This window comes from Fulvivirga ligni (assembly GCF_021389935.1).
GTDB classification, from domain to species: domain Bacteria; phylum Bacteroidota; class Bacteroidia; order Cytophagales; family Cyclobacteriaceae; genus Fulvivirga; species Fulvivirga ligni.
In genome coordinates, this window is record NZ_CP089979.1 from 3,394,789 (window position 1) to 3,419,986 (window position 25,198).

General features: G+C 37.6%; 25 protein-coding genes and 1 tRNA gene. 21 read left to right on the forward strand and 5 right to left on the reverse strand.

Features of this window, described 5'->3' with window-relative positions:
* Window positions 1-11 precede the first annotated feature (11 nt).
* A complete protein-coding gene (locus LVD16_RS14470) occupies window positions 12-260 on the forward strand; it encodes a hypothetical protein (protein ID WP_233768979.1) in 249 nt (82 codons plus the stop codon).
* 78 nt (window positions 261-338) lie between these two features.
* Here LVD16_RS14470 and LVD16_RS14475 read toward each other — a convergent pair whose 3' ends face one another.
* Window positions 339-710, reverse strand: a complete 372-nt coding sequence (locus LVD16_RS14475) for a DMT family protein (RefSeq protein ID WP_255697945.1) — start codon at window positions 708-710, stop codon at window positions 339-341.
* A 305-nt stretch (window positions 711-1,015) separates the two neighbouring features.
* Here LVD16_RS14475 and LVD16_RS14480 point away from each other — a divergent pair, with 305 nt between their 5' ends.
* From LVD16_RS14480 to LVD16_RS14490, 3 genes are all read left to right on the forward strand, one after another.
* Window positions 1,016-1,342: a hypothetical protein gene (locus LVD16_RS14480; RefSeq protein WP_233768981.1), complete on the forward strand. Its 327-nt coding sequence runs from the start codon at window positions 1,016-1,018 to the stop codon at window positions 1,340-1,342.
* 95 nt (window positions 1,343-1,437) lie between these two features.
* Window positions 1,438-2,169 (forward strand): hypothetical protein, encoded by a 732-nt coding sequence (locus tag LVD16_RS14485; RefSeq protein WP_233768982.1) that lies wholly within the window; start codon window positions 1,438-1,440, stop codon window positions 2,167-2,169.
* 358 nt (window positions 2,170-2,527) lie between these two features.
* Window positions 2,528-3,550, forward strand: coding sequence for a tyrosine-type recombinase/integrase (locus tag LVD16_RS14490; RefSeq protein WP_233768983.1), 1,023 nt, complete (start codon window positions 2,528-2,530; stop codon window positions 3,548-3,550).
* Between the two features lie 39 nt (window positions 3,551-3,589).
* Here LVD16_RS14490 and LVD16_RS14495 read toward each other — a convergent pair.
* Window positions 3,590-3,663: transfer RNA gene (locus LVD16_RS14495), tRNA-Met, on the reverse strand.
* Between the two features lie 217 nt (window positions 3,664-3,880).
* Between LVD16_RS14495 and LVD16_RS14500 the strand changes: the two genes are divergently transcribed.
* From LVD16_RS14500 to trxB, 6 genes are all read left to right on the forward strand, one after another.
* Window positions 3,881-4,276, forward strand: a complete 396-nt coding sequence (locus LVD16_RS14500; protein WP_233768984.1) for an START-like domain-containing protein — start codon at window positions 3,881-3,883, stop codon at window positions 4,274-4,276.
* 53 nt (window positions 4,277-4,329) lie between these two features.
* Entirely contained in the window at window positions 4,330-6,207 is a 1,878-nt protein-coding gene (locus LVD16_RS14505) for an LptF/LptG family permease (protein WP_233768985.1), read from the forward strand.
* An 84-nt stretch (window positions 6,208-6,291) separates the two neighbouring features.
* Window positions 6,292-6,567 (forward strand): 30S ribosomal protein S15, encoded by a 276-nt coding sequence (gene rpsO / locus LVD16_RS14510; protein WP_233768986.1) that lies wholly within the window; start codon window positions 6,292-6,294, stop codon window positions 6,565-6,567.
* A gap of 113 nt (window positions 6,568-6,680) precedes the next feature.
* Window positions 6,681-8,810, forward strand: coding sequence for a polyribonucleotide nucleotidyltransferase (pnp, locus tag LVD16_RS14515; RefSeq protein WP_233768987.1), 2,130 nt, complete (start codon window positions 6,681-6,683; stop codon window positions 8,808-8,810).
* Between the two features lie 97 nt (window positions 8,811-8,907).
* Entirely contained in the window at window positions 8,908-9,771 is an 864-nt protein-coding gene (locus LVD16_RS14520; RefSeq protein ID WP_233768988.1) for a sigma-70 family RNA polymerase sigma factor, read from the forward strand.
* A gap of 173 nt (window positions 9,772-9,944) precedes the next feature.
* Window positions 9,945-10,892, forward strand: coding sequence for a thioredoxin-disulfide reductase (gene trxB, locus LVD16_RS14525; protein ID WP_233768989.1), 948 nt, complete (start codon window positions 9,945-9,947; stop codon window positions 10,890-10,892).
* 76 nt (window positions 10,893-10,968) lie between these two features.
* Here the strand turns inward: trxB and LVD16_RS14530 are convergent, their stop codons facing one another.
* Entirely contained in the window at window positions 10,969-11,859 is an 891-nt protein-coding gene (locus tag LVD16_RS14530; RefSeq protein ID WP_233768990.1) for a 3-hydroxybutyryl-CoA dehydrogenase, read from the reverse strand.
* 120 nt (window positions 11,860-11,979) lie between these two features.
* On the opposite strand from LVD16_RS14530, the gene mscL reads away from it, so the two are divergent.
* From mscL to LVD16_RS14545, 3 genes are read left to right on the forward strand one after another with little or no spacing between them, the layout of a single operon-like run.
* On the forward strand, window positions 11,980-12,396 hold the full coding sequence (mscL, locus tag LVD16_RS14535) for a large-conductance mechanosensitive channel protein MscL (RefSeq protein ID WP_233768991.1): 417 nt from the start codon (window positions 11,980-11,982) through the stop codon (window positions 12,394-12,396).
* 34 nt (window positions 12,397-12,430) lie between these two features.
* A complete protein-coding gene (locus LVD16_RS14540) occupies window positions 12,431-13,258 on the forward strand; it encodes a CvfB family protein (protein WP_233768992.1) in 828 nt (275 codons plus the stop codon).
* Window positions 13,255-13,647 carry a hypothetical protein gene (locus tag LVD16_RS14545; RefSeq protein ID WP_233768993.1) on the forward strand — a complete coding sequence of 131 codons (393 nt, stop codon included), beginning with the start codon at window positions 13,255-13,257 and terminating at the stop codon, window positions 13,645-13,647. Before LVD16_RS14540 ends, LVD16_RS14545 begins: the two co-directional genes overlap by 4 nt.
* On the opposite strand, the gene LVD16_RS14550 is transcribed toward LVD16_RS14545, so the two are convergent.
* Together LVD16_RS14550 and LVD16_RS14555 are read right to left on the reverse strand one after the other, a co-directional pair.
* Window positions 13,640-14,068: an arsenate reductase family protein gene (locus LVD16_RS14550; protein WP_233768994.1), complete on the reverse strand. Its 429-nt coding sequence runs from the start codon at window positions 14,066-14,068 to the stop codon at window positions 13,640-13,642. The two genes, LVD16_RS14545 and LVD16_RS14550, sit on opposite strands and share 8 nt — an antisense overlap.
* Window positions 14,069-14,137: 69 nt before the next feature.
* Window positions 14,138-14,512 carry a hypothetical protein gene (locus tag LVD16_RS14555; protein ID WP_233768995.1) on the reverse strand — a complete coding sequence of 125 codons (375 nt, stop codon included), beginning with the start codon at window positions 14,510-14,512 and terminating at the stop codon, window positions 14,138-14,140.
* A gap of 157 nt (window positions 14,513-14,669) precedes the next feature.
* Here LVD16_RS14555 and LVD16_RS14560 point away from each other — a divergent pair, with 157 nt between their 5' ends.
* The 8 genes from LVD16_RS14560 to LVD16_RS14595 all read left to right on the forward strand — a co-directional run bounded on the left by LVD16_RS14560 (window position 14,670) and on the right by LVD16_RS14595 (window position 25,196).
* The gene (locus LVD16_RS14560; RefSeq protein WP_233768996.1) at window positions 14,670-15,119 is read left to right on the forward strand and encodes a hypothetical protein; all 450 of its coding nucleotides are present in this window, start codon (window positions 14,670-14,672) and stop codon (window positions 15,117-15,119) included.
* 171 nt (window positions 15,120-15,290) lie between these two features.
* Window positions 15,291-17,159, forward strand: a complete 1,869-nt coding sequence (locus tag LVD16_RS14565; protein WP_233768997.1) for a DNA topoisomerase IV subunit B — start codon at window positions 15,291-15,293, stop codon at window positions 17,157-17,159.
* Between the two features lie 96 nt (window positions 17,160-17,255).
* Window positions 17,256-17,855, forward strand: a complete 600-nt coding sequence (locus tag LVD16_RS14570; protein ID WP_233768998.1) for a SatD family protein — start codon at window positions 17,256-17,258, stop codon at window positions 17,853-17,855.
* Window positions 17,852-18,190: a hypothetical protein gene (locus LVD16_RS14575; RefSeq protein ID WP_233768999.1), complete on the forward strand. Its 339-nt coding sequence runs from the start codon at window positions 17,852-17,854 to the stop codon at window positions 18,188-18,190. The genes LVD16_RS14570 and LVD16_RS14575 overlap by 4 nt, the downstream gene beginning before the upstream one ends.
* Before the next feature lie 17 nt (window positions 18,191-18,207).
* On the forward strand, window positions 18,208-20,793 hold the full coding sequence (locus tag LVD16_RS14580; protein WP_233769000.1) for a DNA gyrase/topoisomerase IV subunit A: 2,586 nt from the start codon (window positions 18,208-18,210) through the stop codon (window positions 20,791-20,793).
* Window positions 20,794-20,879: 86 nt separating this feature from the next.
* Entirely contained in the window at window positions 20,880-21,524 is a 645-nt protein-coding gene (locus tag LVD16_RS14585; protein ID WP_233769001.1) for a SanA/YdcF family protein, read from the forward strand.
* 20 nt (window positions 21,525-21,544) lie between these two features.
* A complete protein-coding gene (locus tag LVD16_RS14590) occupies window positions 21,545-24,070 on the forward strand; it encodes a DUF5686 and carboxypeptidase-like regulatory domain-containing protein (protein WP_233769002.1) in 2,526 nt (841 codons plus the stop codon).
* A gap of 25 nt (window positions 24,071-24,095) precedes the next feature.
* Window positions 24,096-25,196, forward strand: coding sequence for a tetratricopeptide repeat protein (locus tag LVD16_RS14595; protein ID WP_233769003.1), 1,101 nt, complete (start codon window positions 24,096-24,098; stop codon window positions 25,194-25,196).
* The last annotated feature ends 2 nt before the right edge of the window (window positions 25,197-25,198 follow it).

The window sequence follows — 25,198 nt, forward strand, 5'->3', positions numbered from 1 at the left end:
ATTGGATTAATATGAATAATAACAGACCCTTTCCAAATTTCTTAGAAACTATTAACGGCGACATTCTCGAGATTAAAAAGTATTCGCAAGGCAAGCTATTTATACATGAGCCTCATCTATATTATGACATTGCAGAAGAAAACTTTTATGATTTATCAGGGGGTAAGCCCATTCTTACTACCCTAAAGACTAAGCATCCCAAATTTTGGAAGGAGTGGCTACACAATTGGAATTATAAGGAAAAAAAGGACGTGCGTTAAATTGCTTATGCACTAAAAGATATCCATCTCTAATCGACATTTATAGTATTATTTGGTTATTTAACCATACTCACATTCTTATTTTTTAAAAATAAAGTATACAGCCAAGATCATGAAAATAAATCCAATGACATGGTTGATTCTAAAACTTTCATTTTTAAAAAATATCAAAGTAAAAATGGTGAAGATTAATAGAGTAATAACCTCTTGGATTACTTTTAATTGCCATAGATTGAATGGGCCACCATTTTCATTAAATCCTATTTTATTGGCAGGAACCTGAAAAACATATTCGAATAGAGCAATGCCCCAGCTGATAAAAATAATTGCAATTAATCCTAATTTAGAAAAGGCTGGCATTTCTTTAAATTTCAGATGACCATACCATGCCAAAATCATAAAGCTATTAGATATTACGAGCAAGATTATAGTAAGGAGCCCTTTATACATTGATATCAAAATTTCAGCAATTATAACTTTTAAATAAAATTAAGTGAGCTAATTCAATGCAAAAATTTGGGATATAATCAATAATCTCAATCAATCCATGGTCATCACCTTCTCACGTAATAATCACAAACACATATATGGATAGTCGGCAATGACTCATTCTACATTAAATAACAAATTGATTTTTTCTGTTAAAATTGTTATATTTTTTTCTGAAGTCGGTGAGTGATATTGGATATTACTATTCTACTACTGTTTAACTCATGATGGAGAGGTTGTAAGATGCAACTGTAAATGAGGAATAGATGGCTTATCAATACCATCATTTACCCCGCCTGGAGAGAGTCGTTCGTGAAGATTTGCCAGATTTTTATAATAATGATCATCCGTATTCCCCTGTATGGAGCTCAGGGCTAAGGGCTTTATTAAAGGAAGAAGCAGATGTCTTTATAACTCATCTGCATTATACTTTTAGTAAAAAAAGCAATAAAGCTAAAAGGAAATATGTAGGATTTTATCAGAGAAAATTAATATTCTTAATTGATTCTCTTTTGACGGTCAAATCTCCTGAAGTAATACTCAGACCGAGTAAAGGCAGTAATCAATTGTGTCATATTGTCTATATCACATAGAAGTATTATTAAAATACTTAGAACATTATTGTTATAATTATTTAGATACTCTAATGGCTTTACCTTCAAGAGTATACATGTTGGTGTCGTCTGATATGAAGACAAAGTGGTCACAGATTGATAATACATTGAAAAAATGCAATGTTTCCCCGCAGCTTATATCAATCTTAAATGAGGTTATTTTAAAAACCTTTCAAACATCCCCTGAAAGCTTTGTTACTTTTCATCAGTGGCGATACATCCAAAAATTAACCAAGGAATTAGGTCAGATAGAAGTCGAAAGTTTAGAAGATTTAATTGAAGAAAAACTTTTCTATTTAAATTTTAACGATGAAGCATTTTATGTTTACCTCATTAAAAAAGTGCAATTATTAGTGGAGGATTCCCCGTCTAACACTTCGGGACAAAAATTAGTGCAGTTATGGAAGCTTAAATTGACAGCCATACCTGTACAAAACAAATGGGTTTTATATCCAGGTTATTTCAATCTTCGAGATCAATTTAAAGCCTGGTTAAAATATAAATTGAAATCTCTTAAAGGAGATTTGGTTTATACACAAGCCAATTCAACTTCTCAATTCGTTCGATTTACACTATCTGTAGCGCAATTAGCACTATTACTTCGTCTATTAATGGAAACCCATATAATTAACGGACAAAGTGTACGAAGCATAATTAAGTTGGTCACTCAAGTATGCGCTACGAGAGAGACCGATGTTCTGTCATTTAGAAGTTTTTACAATAAATACTATCTCAATGAAGACGGTACTAGACAAGCTGTGAAATCCATCTTACTTAACTTGTTAGAGCATCTTGATAGCTTATAAAATTATCCGGGTATCATCAAGTACTCACGGGGGTGGGAGCCACCAGTAGCCACTGGTGGCTTTAACTTTATTCTATTTAATTGCTATTCCATCACTTCCAAAATGAAGAGCGGGTGATATTTCATCCAATTCCCCCTAAGTAAATTTAAACCTATTATGATATGAGCAAGAAAGATGAAACATTAAAACACGTTCTCACAATCAGATTAAGTTACAGTTGGATTGAACGATTAAAATCATTAATGAGTCGAACAAATTGTACTACCTTGGGCGAATTTGCACGAGCGATATTGATTAAGGAAAAGATTAATTTTTACTATCGAAATGGAGAAATGCAGAGGATTATAAATTAGAATTGATGAGGTGTAATTATTCTTATTCTGATATTCAGATCACGGATAGGCCTCAAACATTATTAGATGGGATGCGATGGTATTTAGACTATCTGCAAGATTTGGTGGTTGAAGATTTCGAAAGAAAAAACCTGAGTCAACCGTATATTCTTGAGCAGAAGAGATTTGTAGAACGATTTAAAAATACTTTAGAATCCAAGGGGTATCTACCTGACAGGATGGGGTTTATATTGAGCAAGAAAGAGGTGGGGCTTTTCCATAATTTTCTGATAGAAAAGAAATATTCTGCCAAAACCTACAATAAGCACATTGTTGGCATCAGGACCATGTATAATGCATTTATGAAGGAGGGGTACATAGACCATAACCCTTTTGCAAGGGTCAGAATGAAATATACTGTTACCAACCCAGATATTATCTATGAGGAGGAATTAGAAAAGCTGTTTAAAATAATTAGGCCTGAGAATGGTCATGTACAAATTGGAACTACCAGGAAAGGTAAAAAGAATTATTATAGAGCATGGCTCAAAGATGCCATATTGTTGGCACTATATACAGGGGAGCGTCGGGATGGTGTATTTCTTCTTCAGTGGCGACATGTGGAAGAGAATTATCTTAAGATTCCAAACTTTAAAATTAACAGAAAGCAGAAGGTTGAAGACTTTCATTACGTACCTATTACTGAAGATATGGCGGAGTTCTTAATGACTTTAAAAAGAGGTAATGATGATGATTATATTATTGAGCCAAGTCATGAAAACAGAGATACACTTAAAAATCAATGCTCCAAGTCATTTAGTCATTTTTGGTCAGTCGCAGGATTTGAAAAACGAAAAGACTTTAAAGCTTTACGTAAAACATTAGAAACAAGATTATGGACGATGCTGGGAGACAAATCTAAGGCTCTGAAAAGGCATAAAAATTTATCAACGACCATTGATCATTACCTGGGGCAAGAAGAAATTTTGAAAGAACTAAAGGGACAAAAAATGTTCGGATTTCTACACGAACTTAACATACCAACTTAACATTATAAAAAAAGGGTCGACAAAAACCCCTTTTAAATGTAGCGGGGAGCAGAATCGAACTGCCGACCTCAGGGTTATGAATCCTGCGCTCTAACCATCTGAGCTACCCCGCCGTTTATTATATTATGAATATATAATGCTTCAATAAGTGCAGCGTTATTTGTTAAATTTGGCTGCTTTACAACCCTGCTTTCAGGTAGTTGTTTGTTAAATGGAGCGCAAACTTACGCATAATGATATTTAATTTCCAAATAGGTTGAGAAATTTTTATTTATATTGTGCGAATCATTTATTTGGCATATATTTCAAACTTATCTTAACTAGTTGATTATGAGTAAACATTTGTTTACAGCGGATTTTGAAATCAATGCATCTACCAAGATGCTATACCCTTATTTAAATACTGCCAGTGGCCTTTCTCAGTGGATGGCTGATGATGTTACCATCAACGAAGATAAAGTTTACAACTTTATTTGGGATGATGAAGATCACCTTGCCAAAATGGCCAGCCACAGAACAAATCATTATGTGAAATTTGAATTTGTACCTGAAACAGAGGAAGATGAAGAAGACCCTTCTTACTTTGAGCTGCGCCTTGAAAAGAACGAATTAACCCAGAGTACCTTCATAAAAATATCTGATTACTCAGATATGGATGATACCGAAGAACTGATGGATTTGTGGGAAAGTTTAGTGGAGAGTTTGAAAGAAACCGTGGGAGGTTAGTATTGTAAATCCTTTTAATTAATTTTGGCCTTCTTTTTGATGCAAACAGGGCGATGAAGAAGATCGATAAAGTAATACTTACCTCATTTCTGGGGCCTTTTATACTTACATTTTTAGTAGTTGTTTTCATTCTACTAACCCAGCATATGCTCAAATATTTCGATGATATTGTGGGCAAAGACCTGGGAGGAGACGTATTAGGACAGCTATTTTTCTATTTTGCGGTGTTCATGACACCTACGGCCATCCCTCTGGCTGTCTTGCTATCGTCTCTCATGACCTTTGGTAATCTCGGTGAACATTTTGAGCTTACTGCCATCAAAAGTGCAGGTATTTCTTTGTTAAGAGCACTTCTTCCAATATTTGTTTTTGTATTAGGACTCACCGTATTAGCCTTTTATTCCAATAATTACTTTGTGCCTAAAGCAGCCCTAGAAGCATATAGTCTTCTTTATGATATCAAACAGAAAAAGCCAGCACTAGAGCTTAAAGAGGGAGCTTTTTATAACGGAATACCGAATTTTAGCATCAAGGTAAATAAGAAATACGAAGACGGTAAAACCATTGAAGATGTGATGATCTATGATCATAGAGGTAAAAATGGTAATAAGAACGTGATCCTGGCAGATTCAGGTTTAATGTATACCGTGCACAATGATCAGTACTTGAAGCTGGAGCTCTTTAGAGGAAACGAATACGCAGAAGGTAGCAGTGATACTGAAGGTGGGATGAAATCCAATAAGGAAACCTTTAGGAGGGCTCAATTCGGTCGTAGTGAATTTGTGCTGGATCTTTCAAGCTTTAATCTGGATAGAACGGATAAAGACCTTTTCAAGAGTAACAGGATAATGAGAAATCTCTCTGAGCTAGTTACTGATGTAGACTCGGTAGAGAATAACATCCTGGAGAAGAAACTACAAGTATATGCGGAAGCACCTTACTCTTTCTACTACCACATGAGAGATAGTGCAGTAGCAATGCCTAAATACTTGAGAGAGTTTAAGGTGTATTCAGATTCTGTACAGAAAGTAGAGCAGGAGTTAGCCATGTTAGAAGCTAATCGTAGAGATAGTATTAACAGGGCGGAGAGTGAGGTCCATGAAAATACCTCCGAAAAAATGGTAAGGCTTGAAAAAGAGAAGATGGCCCAGAGAGAGAAAGACCTTACTAAGAAAACTTCAAGCAAATCCAGCTCTGACAAAAAGCCTGAGAAGATAAAACCTGTAGTGAAAAAGAATACTAAAGTCTCTCCTAAGGCTACTGAGCAGGTGGCAAAGAAAAATGATTCTAAAAATGTAATTACCAAGGATAAGCTAGCGAAGGCAAAGCAGGAAAAAGAGCTTATCATTAACAATAAAGTAGAGACAGCTATACAGGAGATAAAGTCAGATTCTGTAGAGCAAGATTCAGTGATCACCAAAGAAGCCATTGTAAATCAATTGATGGCTAAAGAATTAAGCCGTGATGATAGAGACTCTGATGGTATTCTGGAAACAGCATTGAATATGGTGAGACAAACCAAAAGTAAGATTCAAGCTAACAATACTAGAATTGAGCGTCTTAACTATGAGAAGAATGTATATGAAATTCAGTGGCATAAGATATTAGCTAATTCTGCGGCATGTATTATCATGTTCTTAATAGGAGCACCTTTGGGTTCTATTATTAAAAGAGGTGGACTTGGCTTCCCTGTACTTATATCTATTTTCTTCTTTATAGTTTATTATGTAATGAGTATGGTAGGAGAGAAGTGGGCCAAGCAAGATATCATCGATCCTGTTTATGGCTTGTGGGCGGCAAATGCCATTTTGCTGCCAATAGGACTCTTCTTTTTAAGACAAGCGCGAAATGATGCCAGACTGTTTGATGCCGACTTCTATAATGTGGCTATCGACAAAGTGAAGAACTGGTATAGCAAGTTTAAAAAATAGGTTCTGCTGAATATTTTAGTTTGATAATAATAAATTACTTAATACCTTTGCGCTTTCATTTTAAACAATAAAATTTAACTAAGCATGTATTTACCAAGCGAGAAGAAACAAGAGTTGTTTGAAAATCATGGTCGGTTAAAGTCAAAAACTGATACTGGTTCTCCAGAAGCTCAGATTGCACTTTTTACCTACAGGATTACTCATCTAACTGAACACATGAAGAAAAACAAGAAAGACTACTCTACACAGCAGGGTCTTTTGAAGTTAGTAGGTAAGAGAAGAAAATTATTGAACTTCTTACACAAAACAGATATTACAAGGTACAGAGCAGTACTTGCCGATCTGAACTTAAGAAAGTAAAAACTACAAAAAGGGAATCCTACGATTCCCTTTTTTCACTTAAAAGGTGTAACTTTCCACCACTGCGCCCGCCCAACGCACCCCTAATTTTTGAAATTTTTTATACAACAAATATGCAATTAAACGTAATTACAAAAACAATTAATTTACCCGATGGGAGATCCATAACTATAGAGACAGGAAAACTCGCAAAACAAGCTGACGGGTCTGTGGTAGTAAGAATGGGTGACACAATGTTGCTCGCTACTGTTGTTTCTAAACCTGAAGCTGGTGAAGGTGTAGACTTTTTACCTTTATCAGTTGACTACCAGGAAAAATTCGCCTCTTCTGGTAAAATACCTGGAGGTTTCCTTAAAAGAGAAGGAAAGCTTTCAGATTACGAAGTACTCATTAGTAGATTGGTAGATAGAGCTATCAGACCAATGTTTAATGATGATTACCATGCAGATACTCAAATAGCTATATCTTTAATCTCAGGAGATCCTGATGCGTTGCCAGATGCATTAGCTGCCCTTGCAGCATCTTCTGCGCTTATGGTGTCTGATATACCTTTTAACGGACCTATCTCTGAAGTAAGAGTAGCTCGTGTAAATGGTGAGTTTGTAGTTAACCCTACTATGGCTCAAAATGCTGAAGGTGACATGGACCTAATCGTGGCCGCTACTATGGATAACATCCTTATGGTAGAAGGTGAGATGAAGCAGGTTTCTGAAGATGAGATGCTAGAGGCTATTAAAGTAGCTCATGAAGCTATTAAAGAGCATTGTAAAGTACAGTTAGAACTTCAGGAAGAAGTTGGTAAAACTGTAAAAAGAGAATATTGTCATGAAGTGAATGATGCTGATCTTGAAAAAAGAATGCATGATGAGCTTTATGAAAAAGTATATGAAATAGCTAAAACTCCTAATGATAAGCATGCAAGATCAGAAGGTTTCTCTAAAGTATACGATGAGTTTATTGAAAGCTTACCTGAAGATGCTGAGTTAGATGCTACTATGTTATCTCGTTACTTTAAGTCTATTAAGAAAGAGGCTTGTCGTAACCTGGTACTAAACGAAACTACAAGACTAGATGGTAGAGCTCTAAATCAAGTGAGACCTATCTGGACTGAAGTAAATTACCTTCCTGCTACTCACGGTTCTGCAGTATTCACCAGAGGTGAAACTCAGTCGTTAACCACTGTAACGCTTGGTACCAAAATGGACGAGCAGCTTATAGATGGAGCTATGTACGAAGGATCAAACAAATTCATGCTTCACTATAACTTCCCTGCATTCAGTACAGGAGAGGTAAGACCTAACAGAGGTCCTGGTCGTAGAGAAGTAGGACACGGAAACTTGGCTTGGAGAGCTTTGAAAGAAGTACTTCCTGCTGAGAATACTTATACTATCAGAGTTGTTTCTGATATCTTAGAATCAAACGGATCTTCTTCAATGGCTACTGTATGTGCTGGTTCATTAGCACTTATGGATGCTGGTATTCAAATAGAGGCTCCTGTTTCTGGTATCGCTATGGGTATGATCTCTGATAGCAAGACTGGAAAATTCGCAATCCTTTCTGATATCCTTGGAGACGAAGATCACTTAGGTGATATGGACTTCAAAGTAACTGGTACTGAAAAAGGTATTACAGCTACTCAGATGGATATTAAAGTAGACGGACTTTCTTATGAGGTTTTGAAGCAGGCACTAGAGCAAGCCAGAGATGGAAGACTTCACATTCTTAATGAAATGAAGAAAACCATATCTGCTCCTAATGCAGACCTTAAGCCTAATGCTCCTCGTTCTGAAGTGATCATGATTGATAAGGATATGATTGGTGCTGTAATAGGACCTGGTGGTAAGGTTATTCAGGAAATCCAGAAAGAAACTGGTGCTACCATCGTTATTGAAGAAGTAGATAACAAAGGAAAAGTAAGTGTATTCGCAGTAAACGGAGATTCTATGAACGAAGCTCTTAAGCGAATCAAAGCTATTGTAGCTCAACCTGAAGTAGGTGAGGTTTATGATGGAAAAGTAAAATCTATCATGCCATTCGGTGCTTTCATTGAGTTCATGCCTGGAAAAGACGGTTTACTTCACATCTCCGAGATCAAGTGGGAAAGAGTAGAGAATATGGAAGGTGTAATGGAAGTAGGCGAAGAAGTTAAGGTCAAACTTGTTGACATTGACAAGAAAACGGGTAAATTTAGACTATCAAGAAAGGTTCTATTGCCAAAACCGGAGAAAAAAGAGGCTAAATAATATTTTATTTAGTAAAAAATGCATGTTATTTGGAACTTATTCTTTTTAAATTGATGTTTTCTTAAAGGTCAACTAGTTATTAATCAACCCAACTTGCATGAGACAACTTAAGATTAGCAAGCAGATTACGAACAGGGAGAGTCAATCTCTAGATAAGTATTTGCAGGAAATCGGTAAAGTAGACTTACTAACACCTGATGAAGAGGTGGAACTAGCGCAGAGAATCCGAGAAGGAGATCAATTAGCGTTAGAAAAGCTTACTAAAGCCAACCTTAGATTTGTAGTTTCGGTAGCGAAACAATATCAAAACCAAGGTTTATCCCTCGGAGATCTTATCAATGAAGGTAATCTCGGGCTAATTAAAGCGGCTCAAAGATTTGACGAAACCAGAGGTTTCAAATTCATATCTTACGCAGTTTGGTGGATTAGACAATCAATTTTACAGGCTTTAGCTGAGCAGTCTCGTATTGTAAGGCTTCCGCTGAATAGAGTAGGTTCCCTAAACAAAATAAGCAAAACATTTTCTGAGCTAGAGCAAAAGTATGAGAGAGAGCCATCTCCCGACGAGCTAGCTGAAGTTCTAGAGGTAACTACTGCTGAGGTGGTAGATACCATGAAAATTTCAGGTAGACACGTTTCTATGGATGCTCCATTCGTACAAGGTGAAGAAAACAGTTTGCTTGATGTTTTAGAGAATGACTTGGATGAAACACCGGATTCTGAGTTAATGAATGATTCCCTAAGAAGAGAGGTGCAAAGAGCATTATCTACTCTTACGCAAAGAGAAGCTGATGTAATTACCCTTTACTTCGGTTTAAATGGAGAGCATTCTATGACTTTGGAAGAAATAGGTGAAAAATTTAATTTGACAAGAGAGCGTGTAAGGCAGATAAAGGAAAAAGCCATTAGACGCTTGAGACATACATCCAGAAGTAAGGCCTTGAAGCCTTATTTAGGATAACTATCATCAGATAGTAAAAATCAATCAGGCCTCATCATGAAATATACTATGATGAGGCCTGTTTTTTTTATATTTGTAGTGTCTAAGACAAAGAGCAATGTTCATGAACTAAATCAAGAAACCTGAACTTTGTCATTGGCGTTAATAAAATTGAATATAACAGAAGATAGATAATGAATCAAGAACAAGCGAGAGTACTAATAATTGGATCAGGACCTTCAGGTTATACAGCAGCCATTTACGCAGCCAGGGCAGGTTTGAGCCCTATAATGGTTACTGGCGGACAGCCTGGTGGACAGTTAACTACCACAAATGATGTTGAGAATTACCCAGGTTATCCTGATGGGATAAATGGACCTCAAATGATGGTAGACTTCCAGAAGCAGGCGGAAAGATTCGGTACAGACATTCGCTATGGTCAGGTTACATCAGTAGATTTTTCTGGTTATCCTCATAAAGCTGTAGTGGATGATAAGTATGAGATCATTGCAGAGTCTGTAATTATCTCTACAGGTGCCAGTGCTAAATATTTAGGTCTGCCTTCAGAAGAGAAATACTATAACAAAGGTGTTTCTGCGTGTGCTGTATGCGATGGTTTCTTTTATAGAGGTAAAACTGTAGCCGTAGTAGGTGGTGGAGATACAGCAGCTGAAGAAGCTACTTATTTAGCTAACCTATGTCCTAAAGTTTACCTTTTGGTAAGAAGAGATGAGATGAGAGCTTCTCAAATCATGCAGAACAGAGTAGAAAAGGCAGAGAATATTGAAATCCTTTGGAATACCGAAACGGATGAGATCTTAGGGGATGAAGATTCAGTTACTGGAATGAGAGTGTTGAACAATGCTACTGGGGAGAAGAGAGATATCGATATTGACGGTTTCTTCGTGGCTATTGGTCATCAGCCGAATACTGATATTTTCAAGGATTATCTTGAAATGGATGAGACAGGATACCTAAAAGTAATTCCTGGTACATCAAAGACAAATATCGAAGGTGTATTTGCCACAGGAGACGCCGCTGATAAAGTTTACAGACAAGCTGTTACTGCGGCAGGAACTGGCTGTATGGGAGCTTTAGATGCTGAAAAGTTCTTGTTGGCAAAAGAGATGAATGTAGTTTAAGAAACGATTACATACCAAATAAGAAAAGGCTGCCATCGAAAGATGGCAGCCTTTTTTCGTTTAGATCAGTCTCGTCTTATTTCTTGAATCTATCAGCTACCACTAAATCTTTAGTGCCGTGATTCCATGAGTAAAAACCACTTCCGGATTTTACACCTTTATGGCCAGCCTGTACCATATTCACTAGTAGCGGGCACGGAGCATATTTTGGATTACCTAATCCTTCATGAAGCACATGAAGAATGGATAGGCATACATCTAAGCCAATAAAATCAGCCAATTGTAATGGACCCATAGGGTGAGCCATTCCGAGTTTCATTACTGTGTCTATCTCTTCTACACCAGCTACACCTTCAAAAAGACTGTATATGGCCTCATTGATCATCGGCATTAAAATACGGTTAGCTACAAAGCCCGGATAATCATTTACCTCTACAGGTACCTTGCTAAGCTTTTTGGAGAGCTCCATTACGATAGTCGTAGTTTCATTAGATGTATTGTAGCCTCTGATTACCTCTACCAGCTTCATTACTGGTACAGGGTTCATAAAATGCATGCCTATGACTTTGTCTGAGCGTTTAGTTACGGCTGCTATTTTAGTGATGGAAATAGAGGAGGTGTTGGTGGCTAAAATGGTATTAGGTCCACAGATCTCATCCAGGTTTTTGAAAATCTTCAGTTTAAGGTCAGTGTTTTCAGTAGCCGCTTCCACCACCAAATCCACATCTTTTACGCCTGCTTCTGTTTCGGTAAAAGTGGTCAGGTTTTTTAGAGTGCTTTCCTTCTCCGCTTCAGTGATTAATTCTTTCTTTATTTGTCTATCCAGGTTCTTCTCTATGGTGGCCAGCGCTTTAGATAAAGCATCAGCAGAAAGGTCTATTAAAGAAACCTGATAGCCATGTTGTGCAAAAACATGAGCTATACCATTTCCCATAGTTCCAGATCCTATTACAGCAATTTTATTCATGAGTTTGTATTGTTTGAATGTTCACTTCATCAAATATAGGCAACAATTACTTGTTTATGCTCTCGAACAATGAATGCTTCATAATGGTTACTTAATCTGTCAAAACAAATCCTTAAAACTATGCTTAAAGAATTCAAAAAGTTTATTTCCAGAGGTAACGTAGTAGAGCTGGGAGTAGGGCTAATCTTAGCTACCTATTTTGGTGCTATCGTGAAGTCATTTGTAGATGATATAGTCATGCCGCCTATAGGCCAATTAATCGCCGGGATTGATTTTTCGCAATTGAAGTACAAAATAGCGGAGCAAACCTTAGAGAATGGTACAGTGCAGCCTGTCACTATTAATTATGGAGTGTTTATCAATAATATAATCACCTTTTTTATTGTAGCTATGGCTGTATTTATGCTCACCAGAATCTATAATAACTTCCTGCAAAAGAAGAAACAAGAGCCTGCAGCAGCAGAGGCAGCACCTACCAGTCAGGAGCAGTTGTTAATGGAAATTAGAGATGCCATTAAACAGCAAAATAGTAAATAGGCATTACTCAAGAATCTTTTCTTAGCTTTGTAGCATGGAGATAGGAAAGTTTTATGAATTAGAAGTAGTAAAAGAATTAGATTTTGGTGTTTATCTAAAATCTGATTTGGGAGAAATACTACTTCCTATTAAATATGTACCTGAAAGTACCGAAATAGGAGATTTTCTGGAGGTCTTTATTCACAGAGACTCTGAAGATAGACTTTTGGCTACCACCTTAAAACCAAAAGGTGTACTTGGTGACTTTGTGGCTTTAAAAGCCACACACATTACATTTCATGGGGCTTTCATGGACTGGGGCTTAGAAAAAGATTTGTTCGTACCTAAAAGCGAACAGCATATTCCGTTCAAAGAGGGCAACACTTATGTAGTGAAGATTTGTATGGATTATAAATCTGACCGTCTCATCGGTGTTTCAAAAATCAATACCTTCTTAAATAGTGACCATCAGGAAGATCTCACTGAAGGGGAGGAGGTTGATGTTCTTGTGTATGGAATATCAGACGTTGGTTATAACGCCATTGTGAACCAGAGCTATAAAGGACTTATTTATAAAAACGAGGTCTTTGAGTCTGTAAAGGTAGGAACGGCTAAAAAAGGCTTTGTCAAAAAACTGAGGGAAGATGGTAAGATTGATCTCACACTGAATGCTCCTGGTGTTCAGGCTATTGATGCCAATAGTCAAACGGTATTGAATCAATTGAAACTGAGCAATGGTTATTTACCTTATCATGACAAATCAGATCCTGATGAGATAGTGGATGTGTTCAGTATGAGTAAGAAGGCCTTTAAAAAGGCTATAGGCTCATTATACAAAGAAAAGATCATAACTATAGATAACGACGGCATAAGGCTGGTATGAGGGCTTTAATCTGGGTGATGGGCATATGTGCCTTGATCTTCCTATCCCTATTTCTGCTTAAAGATGAAATTCGCCGACAGCTGCTTCCCAATGTTATAGCCGTTCAAACCAAAGGCAAGGCTAATATCCATGAGGTAAGAATAGATTGGACTCATGAGGGAGCTCAGGATACGCTCATGATTTATAGAGCAGGTGAAGATGCGGGTGTTAATTTCGAAGCAGCAGGATGGAACACCTTTTTGTTGTATTATGAAAATAAAAGAGTGGGACAGTTTGACCAGTTTAAGACTTCGGCCATGCTACCCCACACTTATTTATTTGAAATTGATATAACTAAAAATGATTCAATTTATACCAACCTTAAAATTGTTGGTGAAAATTCTAACTGACGGTTCTGGGTCTTAAGTGCGGTGGTACTTTAAATGATCCTATGCTGTTCACTTCTAATCTGAGTATATCTGTAGGTTTTTGGCACAAAATGGCCCTGTTGTGATATACTGCTATAGGAGCTTTAAGAAAATGAGGATTGTTGGTTAATACCTCCAGCCAACCAGACATGGTAAAAGTGTTACCCCTTACTTTAGCCTGATATGCCGGGTTTGATTTGTCTAGAAGATCTTTAGGTCTCAGATTTAAAAGATTAACTACTTCTTTCCATAAGGTAGTAGTAAACCTCACATTTGCCAGGTTAATTTCATTGACATTGTTTGAGATAGATCTTGCATAGGCTCGGGTTTGTTTACTCGTGTTGCTAGTAGGGTCAAAATAAATTAGCAAGAGTTCATTGGGATGGAATTGTAAACTTCTCATTAGCGTAACAGGTTAGTTATCCAAATAATATACTAAATTTTACGATGAAGACCAAGTTTTATTTGGCTTCTATGATTTATATATTAGAACTTCTTTTGCTAAACCGGTTGCATTGAATCTAATGCTGAGGTAGGTGTGTGGTCCTTGTGTCTGATTGTCACAACTTTCAGCATTGCTTATTTCATAAATGAAAAATTTCTGATTCCTTTTGTAAAGCTCATTCTTGTCCGGTTTGCCCAGTAGCTCTACCACTTCATCCTGATTGAGTCCTTTAATAACTTCTCTATGGCTATCCAGTTGCTCGCTCATAGCCGCTCTCTTTCCTGAGCAGCCATTGATATCTTCTTTCCATACTACTTCATCAAAATCTGGGATATCTGCGGTTTTAGGCTGGCAACTAATAACTGAAAGGGCGAATAGGGCAATTAGTATGTTTCGGATCATAGGAAATCAATGAATTTTATAGATAAATCTAAAAATGCTCAGTTAACTCCACTGATTTATTACTGAGCAGTGCTCTGCAAAATTAATAGTATTTATGGCTAAAATAGGCTACGGTATTAGAAATTATGGCATAAATTCGCACCCAAATAAGATTGTTATGATAACGCGTTTGATTAAAGCTGTTTGGTTCGTTTCTCTAATCGTTAGTCTGGGAGTACTGCTCTATGTGTATGCTAGCTTACCTCAAGATGTAATTTACAAATTAGATGAATTTGGAAATCCGGCAGGCGAGTTCAGTAGAGAGACCTTCTTCTATTTATCTCTACTTATTTTGGTAGTTGCTAACTTTTCTTTGTACACCGTTTCAAGGTCTTTGCAGTATAGAGATGAATCTATCAAACAAATAATGACCAGCTGGCAACTGAGCTTTGCCATGGTGCTGAACTTTTTCTTTGGCGTTATCTGGAACTTCCTTTCATTAGTAAACGGTGGGGAGCATTATGAATATACTCACTCAGGATATCTCATTTATGTGGCTCTTGGAGTCATTGCATTATGGGTGATTGCTTTACCAGTGATATTATTGGTAAAAAAGTTTTCATCTTAAAATTTTACTTGAGTTAACTTTTTATAATATTCTGATTTTCAGATTCTTATAATAATTCAAATGAAGAGATTTGGTAGCCCGGATCTCTTTTCAATTCTGTATAAACTCTTGAATAAATGTTAAAATTGATGTTTATTCGCTAGATGTGTTTTTGAAAAAGTATTAGCAAGAATGGCCGAGGAAAAAAAAGTAGAATATACCGAAGATAGTATTAGATCCCTTGACTGGAAGGAGCATATAAGGCTTCGTCCGGGTATGTACATTGGTAAGCTGGGTGATGGTTCGGCACAAGATGATGGTATCTATGTGCTAGTGAAAGAGGTAATAGATAACAGTATTGATGAGCACATGATGGGGCACGGTAGAACCATTGATGTGAAAATTACTGACCATAGGGTAGAGGTGAGAGACTACGGTAGAGGTATCCCTTTAGGTAAAGTGGTAGACTGTGTTTCTAAAATTAACACCGGAGGTAAATATGACTCTGGAGCCTTCCAGAAATCAGTAGGTCTGAATGGTGTGGGTACGAAAGCAGTAAACGCATTATCTAATTACTTCAAGGTACAGTCTTACCGAGATGGAGAAACGAAAGTAGCCGAGTTTACTAAAGGTGAATTAACCGGCGAAGAGAGCGTGAAGAAATCTAGCGGTAGAAATGGTACTTTAATCGCTTTTGAGCCAGACGGTACTATATTCAAAAACTTTAACTTCAGACCTGCTTATTTGAATGACCTTATTTGGAACTACGTGTTTCTGAATGCAGGACTAACCATTAACTTCAACGGCCAGAAGTTTCATTCTGAAAACGGTCTTAAGGATTTATTAGATAGAAAAACAGAAGAGGATAACCTTAGATATCCTATTATACATCTTAGAGGTAACGATATAGAGGTTGCCCTGACTCACAGTAACCAATATGGGGAGGAATACTATAGTTTCGTAAACGGTCAGTATACTACTCAGGGAGGAACACATTTGGCAGCTTTTAGAGAAGCCATTGTAAAAACCGTAAGAGAGTTCTACAAAAAGGATTTTGATGCTTCTGACGTTAGAGCTTCAATAGTAGGAGCCATTGCGGTAAGGGTGCAAGAGCCGGTATTTGAATCCCAGACCAAAACCAAACTCGGATCGCAAAGTGTAGGCCCGGAAGGACCTACCATGCGTACGTTCGTAAATGACTTCCTGAAAAAGGATTTAGATAACTTCCTTCACCGACATGGAGAAATAGCAGATTCACTTTTAAAGAGAATACTGCAGTCTGAAAGAGAGCGAAAGGATATGGCCGGCATTAAAAAGCTTGCCAATGACAGAGCTAAAAAAGCTAATCTTCATAATAAGAAGCTAAGAGATTGTAGACAGCACTATAATGATAAGAAGGGCGAGCGCGCAGATGATACTATGATCTTTATCACTGAGGGAGACTCTGCTAGTGGATCTATCACAAAATCTAGAGACGTACAAACTCAGGCGGTATTCAGTTTAAGAGGAAAGCCTTTAAACTGCTTTAACCTTACTAAGAAGGTGGTGTATGAAAATGAAGAGTTTAACCTTCTTCAGCACGCCCTGAACATTGAAGACGGTATTGAAAATTTAAGATACAGAAAGATAGTTATCGCTACAGATGCTGATGTGGATGGTATGCACATTCGTTTGCTATTATTGACTTTCTTTTTACAGTTCTTCCCTGATCTGATTAAGCAAGGACATGTTTACATTCTGGATACTCCACTCTTTAGGGTGAGGAACAAGAAGGAAACCATCTATTGCTACAGCGAAGATGAGCGTAGAGCGGCTATAGCTAAAATAGGAGTAAAGGCAGAGATTACCCGATTTAAGGGATTAGGTGAGATCTCACCTGATGAGTTTAAAGGTTTTATTGGAGATAGTATTAGGTTAAATCCAATTCACTTATCTAAGGATACCACTATAAATCAGCTTCTTAGTTTCTACATGGGTAAAAATACTCCAGAGCGTCAAAACTTTATTGTGGATAGATTGAGAGTAGAGAAGGATCTGGTTGAAGAGGAATCAGCTGCTTAACTTTGTATTATTTATGCAAAAATTTAATTTTTGTATTTTTTTTACAAAATATCTATTTTTGTATTCATGATGCAAAAAGATAAGTACCATATTATAATGGCAGACATTATTGATAGCTCCGATAAAAACGGCGAATCATTAATGAAGCATTTTAAAAATATGGTATCTACAATTAACCAGGAGATGAAGGAGAGCATTGTATCTCCACTCACCATTACGCTGGGAGATGAGTTTCAGGGTATTGTAGACTCAATGGAATCAGCAGCAAAAGTCATATTCCAAATGGATGAGATGCTGCTACTGGCAGAAACAAGTTACCGGTTAAGGTTTGTTGTTAACTATGGCATAATCGATACCGCCATAGCTACCGACAGGGCTTATGAGATGCTGGGAGATGGACTTACATCAGCCAGAAGAGCTCTAAATAACCTTAAATCTGCCGAAAGTGATATTCTGGTAGAAGGGGTGGATCAAAAGGATAATTTGAACATGGCTTTTCGTTTATACCGAGCGTTATATAACGACTGGAATGAAAAAGATAAGCCCATTGCTAAAAGCTTTTTAGAAAACAACGATTATAAGGAAGTGGCAGATATATTTGATAAGGATATATCCACCATGTGGAGAAGGCAGAAAAGTTTAAAAATAGATGAATATATAATAGCCCGAAACCTAATTTACAATCTAAGCTCATGAATGGTGTTTTACTGGTCATTTTAATCATAATAGGCTGCGAAGCCCTGGCTACATTCATTTTCTGGTTGCTAGCCAGAATTAACAAAAAAGGCCATGTAAACAACAAGATTAATATTGGTAGTGTAGTGAAAGGGATGTTAGAGCGTGCCTTCGTGACATTTTCCATGGTAAATGGTATCACACAATCACTTACACTTTTTGCGGCGCTTAAAATCGCTACCAGAATAAAAGATGAAGAGAATAAGATTTCGAATGACTATTATTTGTTAGGAAACCTTTTATCAATAACGCTGGCTATCATTTACAGCCAGTTGATTATTAAATATATTGGATGATAATTTTTTAAAATACAATGGCTGAGGAAAACGCTGAAAATAACGAATTACACGAAAATGAAGACACCATACATGACTTCACCCCAGTGTCTGGCATGTATGAAAACTGGTTTTTAGATTATGCCTCTTATGTAATACTGGAAAGAGCCGTACCTGCTATCGAGGATGGTTTTAAGCCAGTACAACGTAGAATTATGCATGCCATGAAGGAAATGGACGATGGCCGTTTCAATAAAGTGGCAAACGTAATAGGTAGTACCATGCAGTATCACCCTCATGGTGATGCCTCCATTGGTGATGCCATTGTAAATATTGGTCAAAAAGACCTCCTGATAGAAACTCAGGGTAACTGGGGAGACGTAAGAACAGGTGATAGTGCAGCAGCACCTCGATATATTGAGGCCAGACTCTCTAAATTTGCGCTAGACGTAGTTTACAACCCACAAACCACAGACTGGCAGCTTTCTTATGATGGACGTAAGAAGGAGCCCGTAACCTTACCAGTAAAGTTTCCATTGCTATTGGCGCAGGGAGTAGAAGGTATTGCCGTAGGTTTATCTACCAAAATACTTCCTCATAACTTCTGTGAGATTATTAAAGGCTCTATCGATCACCTGAAAGGTAAGAAGCCTCAGGTGTTCCCGGATTTCCCAACCGGTGGTATGGCTGACTTTTCTGATTATAATGAAGGTATCAGAGGTGGAAAAGTAAAGGTCCGTGCTAAAATTGAAGAGTACGATAAGAAAACTCTTGTTATCAAAGACATTCCATTTGGTACTACCACTACCAGCCTTATTGACTCCATTATCAAAGCAAATGATAAGGGTAAAATAAAAGTAAAGCAAGTGGTAGATAACACTGCGCAGGATGTGGAGATCTTAGTGTCTCTTGCGCCGGGGCAGTCGCCAGATATTACCATTGATGCACTCTATGCCTTTACTGATTGCGAGTCTTCTATTTCACCAAACGCTTGTGTGATTATAGATGATAAACCACATTTCATATCAGTAAATGATATCCTCAGAATCAGTACAGATCAGACCGTTGATCTTTTAACTCAGGAGCTGGAGATCAAGAAAGGTGAGTTGATGGAGAAAATTCTTTTCTCATCACTTGAGAAAATCTTCATTGAGAATAGAATATATAGAGACATTGAAGAGTGTGAAACCTGGGAAGCAGTAATACAAACTATTGACAAAGGATTAGATCCATATAAGCCTCAGTTCTACAGAGACATTACTCAGGATGACATTGTTAAGCTTACTGAGATCAGAATTAAGCGTATTTCTAAATTTGACTCGTTCAAATCTGATGAGCTTTTAAGAAAGCTTGAAGAAGAACTGAAGGAAACGGAATATCACTTAGCTAATATTATCGATTTCGCTATTAATTACTATACTACCTTGTTAGAAAAGTATGGTAAAGGAAGAGAGCGTAAAACAGAAATCAAGTCATTTGATGCCATTGATACTACCATTGTGGCAGCTAATAACCAAAAACTATACGTAAACAGAACAGACGGTTTTATTGGCTACGGACTTAAAAAAGATGAATTTGTATGCGAATGCTCTGATTTAGATGATATCATCGTCTTAAGAAGAGATGGTAAGTGCGTGGTGTCCAGAATTGCAGATAAAGTGTTCATGGGGAAAGATATTCTTCATGTAGGTGTCTGGCAGAAAGGGGATGAACGTATGACGTATAACTTGGTTTATCTGGATGGTAAAACGGGCAGATCGATGGTGAAGAGATTCAATGTAACCGCTATTACCAGAGATAAGGAGTATGACCTTACCAAGAAAGCCAAAGGTTCAAAGGTGTTATACCTTTCAGCTAACCCGAATGGTGAGGCAGAAATCATTAACGTGAAACTTACCTCAGGTTCAAAAGCAAGAAAGAAAGTATTTGATTTTGACTTTGCAGAGATCGAAATTAAAGGTAGAGGAGCAGGTGGTAACATTCTTACTCGCTACCCGGTGAGAAAAATTGAACTCAAATCGGAGGGTGTATCTACATTAAGTGGTTTAGATATCTGGTATGATGAGTCTGTTGGTCGTTTAAATAAAGACGAAAGAGGTATTCATATCGGTAATTTTAACGGAGATGATAATGTGCTGGTAGTCTATAAAGATGGAAGCTATGAGCTTACGTCTTATGAACTTACTAACCATTATGAAGCACCTAAGATAATGCTTATTGAACGCTTCAATCCGAAGAAGGCAGTTTCAGTGGTTCATTATGATGGCGATAGTAAGAATTACTACGTGAAGAGGTTCATGATCGAAACCAGAACTACCAATAAGAAATTTACTTTTATCAGTGAGGCTTCTGGATCCAAGCTAGTAGTTGTTTCTACTATGGATAAGGCGATTGTAGAAGTAGAGTTTATTAGAGGTAAAGGCAAAGATAAAGAGGTAGAAGAATTAGCTCTGGATGCCCTTATTGATATTAAAGGGTGGAAAGCCATGGGTAATAAGCTCTCACAATACACGGTGAAAAAGGTGAAATATGTGGGTGGTGAGAACATTGAGCCCGTAAAGAACGATAACAATGAGGATGAAGATGATGATTACGGAGTGGGAGATACCATTCAGCTTTTCTAAAAAATCCTCATCTTAAATAACTTATAAGAAATAAATATCGTTACTATCATACTCCTGCAATTAACTGCAGGAGTATTTTGATTTAAATGAAAGCAATAAAACTAGTATTTAAAGTTTGTACTGCTGCATTTATATTCCTTGTCTTAGTGGTGGTCATAACTAATCTATGGATTTACCTGGCTACAAAAGATCAGGTCTATAAAGACATGGATGACCTTCCTGCTGCTGAGGTAGGGCTGGTGCTTGGTACCAGTAATTTTTTAATGAATGGATCGCCCAATCCTTTTTTTGCTGAGCGAATGGAGACTGCCGCTGAGTTATATAAATCGGGCAAAATCAAACATATTCTGGTAAGTGGTGATAATCGAAGCAGGTATTATAATGAACCTGTAAAGATGCAAAAGGCACTTTTAAAATTAGGCGTACCGGCCGAAGCTATGACTTTGGACTACGCCGGATTAAGGACTTTAGACTCCATAGTGAGGTGTAAAAAGATCTTTGGCCAGGATAATGTTATTATCATTACACAATATTTTCATGGATTGCGCGCTCTCTTCATTAGTAACTATTATGATATGGAAAGTGTGGTGATGGCTACCGATAAAGTGGAAATATCAACCTGGAATGTGAAGATAAGAGAATGCTTTGCCAGGACACTTGCGGTGTGGGATCTGTATATAGTAAAAAAAGAACCTAGATTTTTGGGTGAAAAGGAAACCCTGGACATCTAAAATCGGTTCAAGTTAATCGTGTGAACAATCGTATTATATTATTGAAAAACCTAAATAATTTTGTTCGTGGGGCAGGGGCTGTGTTGGCCTTATTTTTTATTTCGTTTCAAGCCTACTCTCAATCTATTGCCGTTACAGGTAAAGTAACAGACGCAAATAGTGGAGACCCAATACCATTTGCCAACGTAGTGTTTAAAGGTACTGACATAGGTACTACTACAGATTTTGAAGGATACTATAAGCTACAGACCACCAAAAAGGTGGATTCACTTTCTGTGTCCTACATCGGCTATATTTCCAAAACTAAAGCGGTGATGGGACCTACACAACGTCTGGATTTTCAGCTAGAAGAAGATGTGGTTAATCTTCAAGAGGTAGTTTTCATAGCAGGAGAAAACCCAGCCTTTGAAATTATGCGTAATGTCATGGCTAATAAGGATAAGAATGACAAAAGATCTTTAGCTGCTTATGATTATGAGACTTATACAAAGATTGAAATTGATGTAGATAACATTACAGATAAGTTTAAGAAGCGTAAAATCATGCAGAAGATTACCAGCGTGATGGATAGCGTGGAACATCTGGCCGGTGAAGATGGAAAGCCCATTTTACCAATATTCATTTCTGAGTCATTATCTAAATATTACTACAGGAGCGATCCGAAGCTGAAACATGAGAATATTCTAAAAACCAAGATTACTGGTGTTGGTATTGAAGATGGTACTTTGGTGTCTCAGTTTATAGGCAGCTCTTTTCAGGAATACAATTTTTATCAAAACTGGCTGAATATAGTAAGCAAAGACTTTGTTTCTCCAATTGCCGATGGCTGGAAGTTATATTATGACTATGACCTTACCGATAGTGCCTACAGAGATAATGATTTCTGCTATAGATTAGATTTTTACCCTAAAAGTGAGCAGGATCTAGCCTTTCAGGGCACCATGTGGATCACAAAGGATGGTTATGCACTGAAACAGATAGATGCCACGGTTCCTAAAACCGCTAACCTTAACTATATCGAAAAAATTAAAATCCAGCAGGAGCTGGAGCCTACCAGTGCAGGTCCATGGATTCCTGTGAAGAATAGGGTTCTGCTTGATATTGGGGAGGTTACAGATAAGATGGCCGGTGTTTTGGCAAAGTTCTACACCAGTAATAGAAAGGTCAACGTAAATACACCTCAGGAGCTTAAATTCTATGCCCAGCCCATCAAGGTAGAAGAGGATTTTAACCTCAATAATGGCAATGACTTTTGGGATTCTCACAGGCATGAGCCCTTGTCGTCTACAGAACTCAGTGTTTATAAGATGATTGACACTCTGAAGAATATTCCTGTAGTAAAGACTTACACTGAAATACTCAAGGTGGCCATCAACGGCTATAAAAAAGTAGGCAAGTTTGACGTGGGACCATATCTGAGTCTTTACTCCAACAATACAGTAGAGGGGCATCGTTTCCAAATTGGGGCCAAGACCAATATCGACTTTAGCGACAAATGGGTGCTGGGAGCCAGAGTGGCATATGGTTTAGGTGATGAGCGATTCAAGTATCAGGGTTTTGTAGAACGGATAATAGACCGGCAAAAATGGACCACAGTCAGGGCTCAGTATACCAGAGATATAGATCAGGTGGGGCTGGCAGCGGAAGACCTTCTGGGTAACTATATATTTCTGGCTGCCACAAGATATGGGAATCTTATAAGGCCTTACCGGTATGATCAAGCTAAATTCTCTATGCAGAGAGAAGTAGTGAAAGGGTTTACGCCGAAGCTGACTTTAAACTACAAAACCTTTGACCCGCTGTATAATTTTGAGTATTACACAGGAGAAGGTGCTGAGCAGTCTAGTCATTTTGAAACGGCTGAAGCTATTGTGGAAGCCAGGTACGCTAAAGGTGAGCTTTTTGTACAAAATGATAATGACCGCATTAGCTTAGGTACATTGAAATGGCCCATATTCACTATGCGCTACACTAGAGGCTTTAAGGGTATTATGGGTAGTGATTTCGACTATAATAAGTTAGGACTTAATATCTACGATGATTTGCGTCTGGGATTCTTCGGTACCAGTAGCTTTACCCTAACAGGAGAGCATATCTTTGAAACACTTCCTTATCCGTTGCTTAAAGCGCATATTGGTAACGAATCTCTGTTTTATACCACAGCGGCATTCAACCTCATGAATTACTCTGAGTTTGTCAGTGATACCTATGTTTCTTTGAAGTATAACCATTATTTCCAGGGCTTTATTCTAAATAGAATACCATTAATGAGAAAGCTCAAATGGAGACTTTTGGCTACAGCTAATGTTATCTACGGTCAGTTAAGTGATGACAACAAAGCATTAATAGCAGAAACTACCAGTGCAGGAGAGGAGATAGAACCTATTAATTCATTTAAGAAAAACACTCCTTACGTGGAAGTGGGGTATGGTGTAGAGAACATATTTAAAATTTTAAGAGTAGATTTCTTACATCGTCTGAATTATTTAGATAATCCTGATGTAAGTAAATTCGGAGTGAAGATTAGCTTCCAGTTTATTTTATAACTTTACAGAAGCCAATTTCTACAAAATGCGATACACACTTATCATTTCTCTTTTCCTGCTAGCCTCTTGCGTGAAATACTCAAGAGACCCGATAGAGAATGTAGATCTTAAAGTGGATGTGGAGCAAACACTTGAGTATCTGCAAGACCTGGAGTCAGAGTACCAGGAGGAACCACAGCTGTATTATCATTTAGCCAAAGCCTACGCTGCCAAGGAAAACTATGCAGCGGCCAATAATCAGATAGATAAGGCCATTAGCCTGGCAGAAGATAGAGCCGAGTATTTTTATGAAAAAGGTAAAATAGAAAAGAAGCTGAACCACCATGCTGAGTCTGTAAGTGCACTACTTACCGCAGAGGCCATGGGTGTTCAAAACTTTCACCTGTATAAGGATTTAGCCGAAGAGTATATGGCTTTGGGAGATGCAGAAAAAGCCAAATCATCAGTTAACCGACTAACGGAGATGGAGTCTTCTGGGGATGGTTACAGGTTGAAAGGTGATATAATGTTAGCACTAGAGGATACAGCTTCAGCCATAGATAATTATACTAAGGCTATTGCAATGACGCCGAGTCAGATGGGAGCCCATGTAGGCCTATTTGACATTTATTCAAGAAGGAAAGAATATAATAAGGCCGATGAGCAAATCAATCAGCTTTTAGCCTTATCACCCAGAAATAATGATTATATAGAGAAAAAAGCTGATATCATGAATGATATGGGGCGTCTGGATACGGCCAAAGTGTTGTATATCGATCTGGTGGAAAGCAGAGGGTCTTTAAAAGATTACTACAAATTAGCAGATGCTTTCTATCAATTAAGTGATTATGATTCGGCTCAGCTTATGGCGCAGGAGGCATATGCCATAGACACCAATTATCTTGAAGCAAAGCTAATAGTAGCAAGAACACTGGACAAGCAGCGAAAATACCAGGATGCCATAGGCGCCTATGAGCAGATTTTACAAAGAGATTCTACTTTTAATTTAGCCCAGGCTGAATTGGAGGTTTTGCAAAGAAAAGTTGCATATTTGTGGCGCTTGCAGCAGGAGAAGGCTTCATTAGATGCTATTAGGAACGGTCCGCCTCCGGCTGTGAAGAAAAAAGACATTACAATAGAAAAGTAAGT

Excerpts from the sequence above, each read along its gene's own strand:
- LVD16_RS14490 (WP_233768983.1), top strand. The coding sequence starts at position 2,528 with ATGAGGTGTAATTATTCTTATTCTGATATTCAGATCACGGATAGGCCT.
- rpsO (WP_233768986.1), top strand. The coding sequence starts at position 6,292 with ATGTATTTACCAAGCGAGAAGAAACAAGAGTTGTTTGAAAATCATGGT.
- LVD16_RS14520 (WP_233768988.1), top strand. The coding sequence starts at position 8,908 with ATGAGACAACTTAAGATTAGCAAGCAGATTACGAACAGGGAGAGTCAA.
- LVD16_RS14570 (WP_233768998.1), top strand. The coding sequence starts at position 17,256 with ATGGCAGACATTATTGATAGCTCCGATAAAAACGGCGAATCATTAATG.
- LVD16_RS14475 (WP_255697945.1), bottom strand. The coding sequence starts at position 710 with ATGTATAAAGGGCTCCTTACTATAATCTTGCTCGTAATATCTAATAGC.
- LVD16_RS14575 (WP_233768999.1), top strand. The coding sequence starts at position 17,852 with ATGAATGGTGTTTTACTGGTCATTTTAATCATAATAGGCTGCGAAGCC.
- LVD16_RS14555 (WP_233768995.1), bottom strand. The coding sequence starts at position 14,512 with ATGATCCGAAACATACTAATTGCCCTATTCGCCCTTTCAGTTATTAGT.
- pnp (WP_233768987.1), top strand. The coding sequence starts at position 6,681 with ATGCAATTAAACGTAATTACAAAAACAATTAATTTACCCGATGGGAGA.
- LVD16_RS14595 (WP_233769003.1), top strand. The coding sequence starts at position 24,096 with ATGCGATACACACTTATCATTTCTCTTTTCCTGCTAGCCTCTTGCGTG.
- LVD16_RS14560 (WP_233768996.1), top strand. The coding sequence starts at position 14,670 with ATGATAACGCGTTTGATTAAAGCTGTTTGGTTCGTTTCTCTAATCGTT.
- LVD16_RS14485 (WP_233768982.1), top strand. The coding sequence starts at position 1,438 with ATGAAGACAAAGTGGTCACAGATTGATAATACATTGAAAAAATGCAAT.
- LVD16_RS14505 (WP_233768985.1), top strand. The coding sequence starts at position 4,330 with ATGAAGAAGATCGATAAAGTAATACTTACCTCATTTCTGGGGCCTTTT.
- LVD16_RS14565 (WP_233768997.1), top strand. The coding sequence starts at position 15,291 with ATGGCCGAGGAAAAAAAAGTAGAATATACCGAAGATAGTATTAGATCC.
- trxB (WP_233768989.1), top strand. The coding sequence starts at position 9,945 with ATGAATCAAGAACAAGCGAGAGTACTAATAATTGGATCAGGACCTTCA.
- LVD16_RS14500 (WP_233768984.1), top strand. The coding sequence starts at position 3,881 with ATGAGTAAACATTTGTTTACAGCGGATTTTGAAATCAATGCATCTACC.
- LVD16_RS14480 (WP_233768981.1), top strand. The coding sequence starts at position 1,016 with ATGGCTTATCAATACCATCATTTACCCCGCCTGGAGAGAGTCGTTCGT.
- mscL (WP_233768991.1), top strand. The coding sequence starts at position 11,980 with ATGCTTAAAGAATTCAAAAAGTTTATTTCCAGAGGTAACGTAGTAGAG.
- LVD16_RS14540 (WP_233768992.1), top strand. The coding sequence starts at position 12,431 with ATGGAGATAGGAAAGTTTTATGAATTAGAAGTAGTAAAAGAATTAGAT.
- LVD16_RS14585 (WP_233769001.1), top strand. The coding sequence starts at position 20,880 with ATGAAAGCAATAAAACTAGTATTTAAAGTTTGTACTGCTGCATTTATA.
- LVD16_RS14470 (WP_233768979.1), top strand. The coding sequence starts at position 12 with ATGAATAATAACAGACCCTTTCCAAATTTCTTAGAAACTATTAACGGC.
- LVD16_RS14550 (WP_233768994.1), bottom strand. The coding sequence starts at position 14,068 with ATGAGAAGTTTACAATTCCATCCCAATGAACTCTTGCTAATTTATTTT.
- LVD16_RS14530 (WP_233768990.1), bottom strand. The coding sequence starts at position 11,859 with ATGAATAAAATTGCTGTAATAGGATCTGGAACTATGGGAAATGGTATA.
- LVD16_RS14580 (WP_233769000.1), top strand. The coding sequence starts at position 18,208 with ATGGCTGAGGAAAACGCTGAAAATAACGAATTACACGAAAATGAAGAC.
- LVD16_RS14545 (WP_233768993.1), top strand. The coding sequence starts at position 13,255 with ATGAGGGCTTTAATCTGGGTGATGGGCATATGTGCCTTGATCTTCCTA.